Here is a 10,208-nt window from a genome sequence, read left to right as displayed (position 1 = left end):
TAGACTCTCAGATCATGAAGAATGATGTTCTTCAGATCAGGGAATTCACGGTAATAGAAACGGTTGGAAAGAGAAAAGACTTTCATGATGCCTCCTTGATAGAAAAAAGAGAATTCACACAGATATTATATCATAATAGTAACTATAATGATACTATAATTTTAAATAAATAACACATAATATCAAAACATAAATTAAACTTAACTTTTTTTATTCTCTCCATTATCTTCCTGTCCATCAAAATTGAAATTTCCTAATATATAAAAAAAGGATATCGGACCGATACCCTTTCTTTCATCTTTAATTATTCGCCATCATCATCTGACTTATGCGCATTCGCAATGATCTTTTCGGCAATATTAGCCGGAACAGGATCATAATGATCGAATACCTGCGTATATTTACCTCTTCCCTGGGTCATAGAACGCAGATCTGTCGGATATTTCATCATTTCTGCTAACGGTACAAGCGCATTGATGACCTGATGATCACCTTCCATGTCCATACCCATGATCGTACCGCGACGTTTATTGAAATCACCGATGATCGTTCCTGTATATTCATCCGGGATCACGACCGTAGCACTTACGATCGGCTCCAATAAGATACAGCCGGCCTTTGGCATCGCATCTTTAAATGCCAGATGAGCTGCCAGCTTAAAGGCCATTTCACTTGAATCGACATCATGATATTTACCATCTTTCAGATTGGCTTTGACATTTACCATACGATAACCGGCAAGATAACCCTTAGCCATACATTCTCTTAAGCCTGTTTCTACAGCCGGGAAATACTGTTTCGGTACCGCTCCGCCAAAGACAGTTTCTTCAAAGACCATATCTTCGCTGTCCGGATTTGGCGAGAATTCCACGAATACATGTCCGAACTGTCCATGTCCACCGGATTGCTTCTTATGACGTCCTTCACCGATGACCGTCTTTCTGATCGTTTCATGATACGGAACTTTAGGTGTTGTCAAATTAACCTCTACTTTATATTTCGATTTCATCTTATTGACGATCACATCAATGTGCTGGTCACCTACACCGTACAGAATATTTTCTTTGGTTTCTTTATTGTTCACCAAACGTGTCGTCGGATCTTCTTCACACATCCTATTCAACGCATTCGATAATTTGTCATCATCATTTTTAGATTTTGGCCATACCGCAACCCCCAACATCGGCTCTGAGAACTTGATCTCATCAACGACATAGTGCTTGCCTTTTTCACACAGGGTATCATTGGTCTGCGTATAAGCCAGCTTGGTCACAGCACCTATATCTCCTGTAAACAGCTTTCCTACGGCCGTCTGATGCTTACCCTTGATGATAAAGATCTGTGAAATCTTTTCCATCTTATCCTTTTTCGGATTATAGAGTGTCGTATCACTGCTTAAGACACCGCTGCGTACCTTTAAAAAGCTGATTCTGCCAACAAACGGATCCACGATCGTTTTAAATACCTGCGCCGTCAGATCACCCTTTTCATCTGTCAGTAATTCTACCGGTTCATTGGTTTCAATATCTGTTACCGTTATCGTACCCTGTTCACCATACGTTGGGAAGTATTTATCGATCAGATCAAGCAAACGCTCGATACCTGTCATATTGATCGCACTTCCTGAGAACACCGGACGGATTTCACCGTTGCGTACACCTAAGCGTACACCGCGTGTCAGCTCAGCTTCGGTAAATGGTTCTCCGGAGAAGAATTTCTCCATCAGATCATCATCACCCATAGCAATCGCTTCGGCGATCTGATTTTTATAATCGGCAACGACTTCCTTCATATTATCCGGAACTTCATAACTCTTATTGCGATCTGCCTTATCGCCCTTAAAATACCATGCCTTATCACGAAGGATATTGATCGAACCAATCACTTCATCATTTTCAAGGATCGGTACTTCAAAAGGAATGACGCTCTTTCCGAAAGCTTCACGCAAACTCTCATAAGCCTTATCGAAAGATGCATGCTCTTCATCCACTTTATTCACAAAGAAGATCGTTGGCAGCTTCTTTTCCATGGCTACTTCCCATGCCCGCTGCGTGCCCGACTGAACACCTTCCTTGGCACCTACGACGATCAGGATATTGTCACCGGCAGCACAGCCGCTTTCCATTTCACCGACAAAATCCAAATAACCCGGCGTATCAATGAAATTGATCTTGGTATCCTTCCATTCAATCGGAACGATCGAAGTATAAACTGATAATCCTCTTCGAATTTCTTCAGGATCATAATCAATGATCGAGCTTCCTTCACTTGTTTTTCCAAAGCGATCGGTCGCCTTCGTAAAATGAAGCATTGCTTCCAAAACAGCAGTTTTACCGGCACCGCTGTGTCCTAATACCGTTACGTTACGTACTTCATGTGCTAAATAATCTCTCATAAGGGCACCTCTATTTCAAAATCGGCTTTAATTCAGCCAGACAATGTTCTCTTACATAATGAATCGCTTTATTGCCATCCTGATCGCTCATTTCCTTATCTGCCCCATGCTCCAGCAGATAATTTACAAGCTCCGTATATCCGCCATAAGCTGCACGCATCAACGCCGTACATCCGCGCTTATCCTGCATGTTCACATCAGCACCTGCTTCGACCAGCTGACGGATCACATCAAATTTAAATGCCAGACATGCTTCCATCAAAGGCGTTCTTCCTTCATTATCCTGCGTATTGATCTCAGCACCAGCTTTCAACAGCTCATCAATGACCCGGTCCATGCCCTGAAAGGCTGCTCGCTGAAGTGCTGTTCTTCCTTTATTATCCGCTACATTGACATCTGCACCCGCTTCAATTAACTTCTTACAGATCGTCTTATGACCCTTTTTAGCCGCTCCCATCAACGCTGTCTTGCCACGGGAATCCAGAAGATTGACATCCGCTCCGTTATCAACGAGCAAACGAACGATATCCTTATATCCGCGCTTTGCGCTTCTCATCAGGGCCGTTCTTCCTTCACCGTTTTGATAATTGACATCGACACCTTGCTTGATCTGGGCTGCAACCACCGTAACATCACCGTTTGCACATGCATCCCAAAATGTTTTGTTGAATTGATCCATATTATGTTCCTCCTTCCAGATCAAATGAAGAGATAAAAAAAGCGAACGCACACAAACGCTCGCTAAAAACTCACAAAACCCCGCAAGGAACCCCATGAATCAATCTGTCGCTGATTTGTACACCAACTGTCTTCATGGTCCTCACTCCTCTTCCTTATGACTCTATTGTAAACACTTCATCTGAAAAATGCAAGCGTTTACACCTCTTTTTTTGATGAAAATTTCTTACATCTTAGAAAAGAGCCTTTTTAAGATATTTTCCGTTTCATGCTCATCTTCAAAAGTCAGCACAATACCGAAATTCGTAATTCCTTTTTGACGATAATCATCCAAACGATCGATCTTATCAAAGGTATCACTATGATAAACCTTCAAATGACATTCTTCATCACCCACAAGCCGATAAGATTTATTTTTCTGATCTTTAAGATAATATTGATACTTATGACACTGCTGACAATGCTTATCAGTATGAAGCTGGCTTTTGATCAGACAGTTTTCAAGCACCATATTTTCAACACGTCCATAGACCTCGATCTCAAAATTACCGGGATGATGTGCCAGCCTTTGATAATCCATTACCAGTCTTTCAATATCATCATCTCTGCATTCATATGAAAGAGAAATACATTTTATTCCTTCCTGGAATAAGACATAGGCACTATATGCATTCATACAATTCATATACGGACTCGCCATATCACCCTTTTCCAAACCTCCGATATCATGAATCAAACCCGCCTGTGAATAAGGATGATGCATGACACGCAGATAATCACGATGAACATGGCTGTTTTCATTTCTAAGCTTTTCAAACAAACCGGAATCAGCCACATAAATTTCACATGGATATTGTTTTGCGACGTCATATTGCTGTCTGCTGGCAACACTGACACGGATTTGATGGGTCTTTTCCACTTTGATTTCATCATAAGGCTTTTTTACGACATCTTCTTTTTTTACTGCCATGCGTCGCTGCATCAACTCATCACATGCCCGCCGGCGACATTCATTTAGTTCAGAGATCGGAAATGTAACCCCCTCATCAATATCAATGTTAATATTACTGCATATGAAAGGTGTATTCCCTAACTTCTTTAGCTGTGCTTCGATACGCTCACGGCTTAAAGGTGTTTTTAACGCCTTCTCTGCCCTTCCTTCACTTATGATATTAACATCATGAACACCGTCATGCATGACCATGGAAAAAGGTTCATGCAGCTTCAAGCGAGCTTCGATCGTAACTTCTATCTTACGCACCGGCAGCTTTTTTAATTCTTCCAGCTGCTTTGCATCACTGGTCTTCATGACAATATCACCGATTTTGCACTTTACCCTTTGCAGCTCGATCGTTTCATGGGCAGCAGAAGATACAAGCTTACCATTTTTATAGATATAATTAACAATAAAGCCCTGATCCTCTTTCTCATTCACGATCCGTATCCCATCATGCTGATGCAGTTCTTTCTCAAGAGCAATGCTCATTTTATTCCCACTAAAACCAACGACTCTGCCGATACATACTCCCTGATGGTTCGGACGAAGCGTGCTCATCACAGCCATACCTTCCTGCTTATCCAAATAACCGCTGGTAAAACCACGATTAAAGATTTTTTTCATCTCTTCTGCGACCGTTTCATTCACATGAAATGGCTGACCCGCATAATAGCTGTCAATGGCCTTACGATAAATGCGGCACATACAGGCAACATATTCCGGACGCTTCATCCTTCCTTCAATCTTGAAAGAAGAAACCCCGCATTCTATCAGCTTCGGAATCAGGGATAAGGCATTGAGATCCTTCATCGACAAAAGATATTTTCCTTCTGTCTTGACCTTTTCTTCTTTGCCATCGGCCATCCGGTATAACGTATAAGGCAAACGGCAGCTTTGGGCACATTCACCGCGATTGGCACTGCGATGACCAATGCTGCGGCTCATATGACACTCCCCGGAATAGCTGACACAATAAGCACCTTGCACGAACACTTCAATTTCAATTCCCTGCTGACACATCTTCGCAATTTCATCCAGCGGGGTTTCCCTTGCGACGACACAGCGCTCGATGTGCCATTTCTTGCACTGCTCGATCCCAATCTGATTATGAACATGCATCTGGGTAGACGCATGAATGGTTAAAGAAGGAAATTCATGCTGGATGATCGTCATGATTCCCAGATCCTGTACGATGATTGCATCAACTCCCATCGCTTCAAGTTCTTTAAGATAATCGCGGCACTGATCCAATTCATCATCATGAATCAGCGTATTCAGCGTGACATGAACCTTTACACCATATAGATGAGCCAGGGAAACGGCCTTTTTCATTTCTTCAAGCGTAAAATTAGCAGCATTGGCACGTGCACCATACAGCTCTCCCGCTAAAAAGATCGCATCCGCCCCATTATATAACGCCGCTTCAAAAGCCTCATAGCTTCCTGCGGGACATAACAGCTCCACCTTTGTCATACTTTTCTCCTTTTTGCTTGTGACCAGATACGCGTCATGCTGGAAACAAGAATACAGCCGATCGCAATACAGCAGGCCTGAATGATCGTTTCTACGCCCAATACGATCGCGCCATCAATATTATCCGAAATCACTTCCAGCATCGTATAATACATGCCCCCTCCCGGCACCAAAGGAATGATGGCACAAAGCAAAAATGTCGTGACCGGACATTTTAACAGACGGGCAAAGATCTCAGATAATAATGATACGATGATGCTTGCGATAAATAAGCTTAACCCTTCACCATTGCCAAAATACAGAGAGGCATAATAAACGACACCACCGATACCGCCAATAAACGCCGCCGTAAACAGTTTATCTCCCTTAACATTAAATAAGATCGCAAAACCCAATGAGGCCAATACGGCACCCAAACCATTCAACATATCAATATCCTCCTAAAAGCGTAAACACAAGTCCGCTTCCTAAAGCAATCGCCACAGCCACAAACAGGGCTTCTGCCGTTCTCGCCAGACCGCTCACAAGATCACCGCTGACCGTATCCCGGATGGCATTGGTGATCGCCAATCCCGGTACCAGCAGCATGATCACCGATATGATCAGCGTATCAATCGAATGACAGGCTCCCAGCTTGGAAGCAATGATGGCACACAGGGTCGTAAACGCCCCGCCAATGAGATATTTAAAGAAAGAATTGAAATCGATCCGGTCCATCTGGATCATCAGTAACTTTAAAAGCATACCGATAACTGCGGCACATAAAGCATCCTTCAAAGTCCCCTTAAAAAAGAATGCAAAGCCTAAAGTACAAACAGCCGCTCCCAAAACCATGATCCAATTACGATATACTCTTTCCTGATTGATCTTCTCAAGCCGAAAGCAAAATTCCTCCAGCGACATGCTGCTATCAAGAATGCTTCTTGAAAGGTCATTTACCTTATCGATCTTGCTCAGATCCACACTTTTGATCTGCGTACGCTTGATATTATGACAAAGCTCACCATGAATCGAAAAAGAAATCAACAGCATCGTCGGTGTCGCATATGCGTCCACCACCTCTGCCCCATATGCAAAACAGATACGTTTCATCGTATCTTCTACCCGATATGTTTCCGCGCCGCTTTCCAAAAGAATTTCTCCCGCTTTTGTAGCCGCCCGTGCCAACTGATTGCAATCCATCATCATCACCTATTTGATTATACATAACTTTTGAAATGAAAAAAAGGGCAAATTCAAAGAAATCCATTTCTTCATCATTGTCATTTGCCCATCATTTTAATGTCTATTTCATAAATTCCGATATCATTTTAATGCGAAAATCGTTCATAAACTTTTCAATGAAATAAATCTATTCTTCCTTCATGATCTTACTGATCTTCTTTCTTTGTAATTGCCGCAAAGAATAAACCAATACAAGTGTATAAATCACAAAGACACCGATTGGCAGCATTTTTAAAAGACTCATACTTTCTTCACCTAAGATATCAATATACACCGGTGAAAGAAGGCTTGTCACAATAAAATCAAGGATCAGCAAAGGATATAAAAGACAGATCTTTTCAAGAAGATACTGCGTGCGTATAAACGCTAAAGGCATCTGCTGGCTGATCAAAACAGCAAAAGGCTTACCATAATATTTCGTTTCTTTATAAGTAAAGACGACCACAAAAACAGCCAATAAGGCAATAACGATATAAACAAGACCGCTGAAAAGATAAGTATAGATCTTCTGCTCACTCTCTCTGCGTGCCCGCTCGTCATAAAGAGGATTACTGATCGTGACACCCGAAAGATCCTTGGCATAATTATAGGCATATGAAATGATGCTGCGGCTTGCATAGCCTTGATAACAAGTTCCCCTGATTTCAAGATGCCCCTTCATCGTACCGCCTTCCTGAAGTTCAATACTGCCTAAATAATCAATAAAATCATCCAGATCATAATAAATATTCATCGCTGCCGTATCTTCTTCATAAACGATGCCACTAATGCCCATTTCAACTTCTTCCGTATAAGGAGCCACAGAATAAGTCAAAGGTAAGACCGTATTCTGCCAGTCTTTGATACCCAAACGTTCCAAAGCATTCTGATTCAAGATCACATTCAGGTCATGCGGCAAATCTCCTTCAATCGTAAGTTCTTCATCATGATCCACATATGGATATATATTTACCTGATATTCAACACCATCAATGACCATATTTTTAAACTTAACGATCTTATCACTTTTAATAATATTTAATGCATATAGATTCTCTTTATTCTCTGTTTCTATATAAAGCATTTCCGCATTCACCGTTTTCTCGGTATCAGGAATATAAAACATCTTTTGCTTGACTACTAAAAGCGTCTGTGCTGCCACTAAAAGAAAGATAACCGCAACACTAAATAAAGTATTTTTCTTTCTCATGATCAAATGAAGCAGTTTGCGGCCTTTTTTCTTGCTCAATGTACATTCTTTTTCATCACTGAAATTTAAAGAACCCTGATATTCATTCTTGCTGACAAGCTTATGGTCTTTAAATTCAAAAATCTGATCCGCATAAGTTTCAACCATTTCTTTCTGATGAGAAGCCATGATGATGATATGATCTTTAGAATATTCTTTTAAAATATCCATCACGATATACTTATTCTCAACATCCAATGATTCTGTCGGTTCATCACAACAAATGATCTTTGGATTTGCCAATAAGGCTCTGGCAATACCGACACGCTGTTTTTGCCCACCGCTCAGCTCATGTGGATAGCGTTCAATCAGATCATCGATCTTCAGCTTTTTAAGCAGTTCCATCCCTTTCTTTTCATCCAACTCCCTGTTTAGAAAGATATTGTCATATACATTTAACTCATCGATCAGCTCATAATTCTGAAAAATCGTCATCACAGAAGCATCAATTTCAACTTCACCTGAATCAAAACGATCATACCCCGCTAAAATATTCAATAAGGTTGATTTTCCACATCCCGATTCTCCCCAGATCACATATAAACCACAAGAAGTGATACACAGATCTGCCTGATCCAAAATAATATTATTTCCAAATGCTTTTGACGCATGTTTGATACGAATCATCATCTCACTCCTTTGACCGAGCCTTTCTATATCTAAGAATCATCAAAGCTATCTGAAGCAGAAGCAATAAAATAATTCCCATAAAAATAAGATTCATCTGCATATTATAGCTATCAGACAAGGCCTTCCATTCAGTATCCGATAAATACCAATGAACCCATTCCTGAATACCAAATAAACTATTCATACCTGAAAAACAGGCATATAAAGCAAATACGGTTATCGGTAACGATATATAATAAATAAAGCATAATAAGTCCCTAAATCAAACCGATTCAAAATATCCGCAACTGCCTGTTGTACCTCACCCATTTACTCACCTCATTTTCCTTTTAAACATAAGACACTCCAAGATTCCAACAATCACACCTATACTCACCAAAGCCATCAGAAGCATACCTATATCCATGGTTAAGAATGGCTGATAAAAGTTCTCCTCGGCAATCGCATTGATCTTCTCGCACGCCTGATTCCCCAGCATCACTACCAGCAGGAATGAAATCATTAATAAGCATCCATTACGCATCAGACTTTCCGATACCGATAAATACCCATAGGTTCTCATGATCTCACTTTCCTTTCTCATCCTCTTTCTTTTGAATAAATAGAATACAAACAGGATTCCTAATAGAAGGATCAGTATTACTGCCCCATAGATCATAAAGCTTGACGGCGAACGATAGAAGACTACATCATTTCCTAATCCCTTTCCCTGAAATACAGTAATACTTGCACTGTCCTTATACAGGCTCTTATTGATCTTTTCGACCACTGCTTCATAGTCACTTCCAGGTTCCAGCAAAAAACGTACATAATAGAAATACAATTCACTGTCATCCACTACAAAATGACGTAAAACCGGATTATTCCCATAACCGTTATTGAAGAACACCATGTTCATATAATCATTCTCAACACTGCTGATTCCGCTGATCTTTACCTCCAATAAGTCAGCTAAGGGTATTTCATTAGGCTGATAACCAATAATCTCCGGTGAATCCCAATACACATTTTTTACTCCCTGCAATCCCAGCTTCATGACCTGCCCGATCATTTCTTCATAAAATTTATATCCTTCCATTTCCATGAGCATATCCGCCACATTTCTGCTTAGAAGCACTTCATTTCCTTCCTTAGGATAGCTTCCATACATCAATGGCAATTCCTCATGATCATTGACTAAATCAAACACCTGTATTTCATAGGAAGGAAAGTTTAAATATTCATCAAAATCCCATAGCTGTTCTTCATCCGTGATGATATAAGGTGTTTCACTTGGAATATTCCCCATAATAAAGGGCTTATGACCTTCGTTTGGAAATACTAATTTTTCAAAAATATTGCTATCTGTTTCCCACAAGATATATGCCAATCTTGGATCGATTTCATACTCATAACTATAATAACTCTCCACTGCCATAATTTCCGGATTCTCTTCTATCACTTCCTGAATATCTTCATATAAATAAAATTGATCCTTTTCTGTTATCGGATATCTGCCTGTATATCCATAAAGAAAATTGTATGAAATTTTTTCCCATTTATCCGGTACAGATACTATCAGATTCTCTGCATTCTTAAAAACA

7 protein-coding genes are annotated in these 10,208 nt (G+C 40.5%); all 7 read right to left on the bottom strand.

The features are described 5' to 3' along the window. Positions 1–304 precede the first annotated feature (304 nt). Positions 305–2,395 (bottom strand): elongation factor G, encoded by a 2,091-nt coding sequence (locus Q0K35_RS06175; protein WP_294561792.1) that lies wholly within the window; start codon positions 2,393–2,395, stop codon positions 305–307. 10 nt (positions 2,396–2,405) lie between these two features. Further along, a complete protein-coding gene (locus tag Q0K35_RS06170; protein ID WP_294561791.1) occupies positions 2,406–3,074 on the bottom strand; it encodes an ankyrin repeat domain-containing protein in 669 nt (222 codons plus the stop codon). 225 nt (positions 3,075–3,299) lie between these two features. Continuing rightward, positions 3,300–5,543 (bottom strand): U32 family peptidase, encoded by a 2,244-nt coding sequence (locus Q0K35_RS06165; protein ID WP_294561790.1) that lies wholly within the window; start codon positions 5,541–5,543, stop codon positions 3,300–3,302. Further along, positions 5,540–5,971, bottom strand: coding sequence for a threonine/serine exporter family protein (locus tag Q0K35_RS06160; RefSeq protein ID WP_294561789.1), 432 nt, complete (start codon positions 5,969–5,971; stop codon positions 5,540–5,542). Before Q0K35_RS06160 ends, Q0K35_RS06165 begins: the two co-directional genes overlap by 4 nt. 1 nt (position 5,972) lies before the next feature. Further along, positions 5,973–6,725, bottom strand: coding sequence for a threonine/serine exporter family protein (locus tag Q0K35_RS06155; protein ID WP_294561788.1), 753 nt, complete (start codon positions 6,723–6,725; stop codon positions 5,973–5,975). Between the two features lie 169 nt (positions 6,726–6,894). Beyond that, entirely contained in the window at positions 6,895–8,622 is a 1,728-nt protein-coding gene (locus Q0K35_RS06150) for an ATP-binding cassette domain-containing protein (protein WP_294561787.1), read from the bottom strand. A gap of 316 nt (positions 8,623–8,938) precedes the next feature. Then, positions 8,939–10,208 (bottom strand): hypothetical protein (locus Q0K35_RS06145; RefSeq protein ID WP_294561786.1); only part of this gene is annotated, 1,270 nt, incomplete at its 5' end.

Origin of the sequence: uncultured Traorella sp., assembly GCF_944327115.1 — a bacterium.
GTDB lineage: Bacteria > Bacillota_I > Bacilli_A > Erysipelotrichales > Erysipelotrichaceae > Traorella.
The sequence above is the reverse complement of the archived record's forward strand: the minus strand, read 5'-3'. Positions and strand labels throughout refer to the sequence as shown.

Coding starts and splice junctions, on each gene's coding strand:
- Q0K35_RS06175 (WP_294561792.1), bottom strand. CDS start 2,395: ATGAGAGATTATTTAGCACATGAAGTACGTAACGTAACGGTATTAGGA.
- Q0K35_RS06170 (WP_294561791.1), bottom strand. CDS start 3,074: ATGGATCAATTCAACAAAACATTTTGGGATGCATGTGCAAACGGTGAT.
- Q0K35_RS06165 (WP_294561790.1), bottom strand. CDS start 5,543: ATGACAAAGGTGGAGCTGTTATGTCCCGCAGGAAGCTATGAGGCTTTT.
- Q0K35_RS06160 (WP_294561789.1), bottom strand. CDS start 5,971: ATGTTGAATGGTTTGGGTGCCGTATTGGCCTCATTGGGTTTTGCGATC.
- Q0K35_RS06155 (WP_294561788.1), bottom strand. CDS start 6,725: ATGGATTGCAATCAGTTGGCACGGGCGGCTACAAAAGCGGGAGAAATT.
- Q0K35_RS06150 (WP_294561787.1), bottom strand. CDS start 8,622: ATGATTCGTATCAAACATGCGTCAAAAGCATTTGGAAATAATATTATT.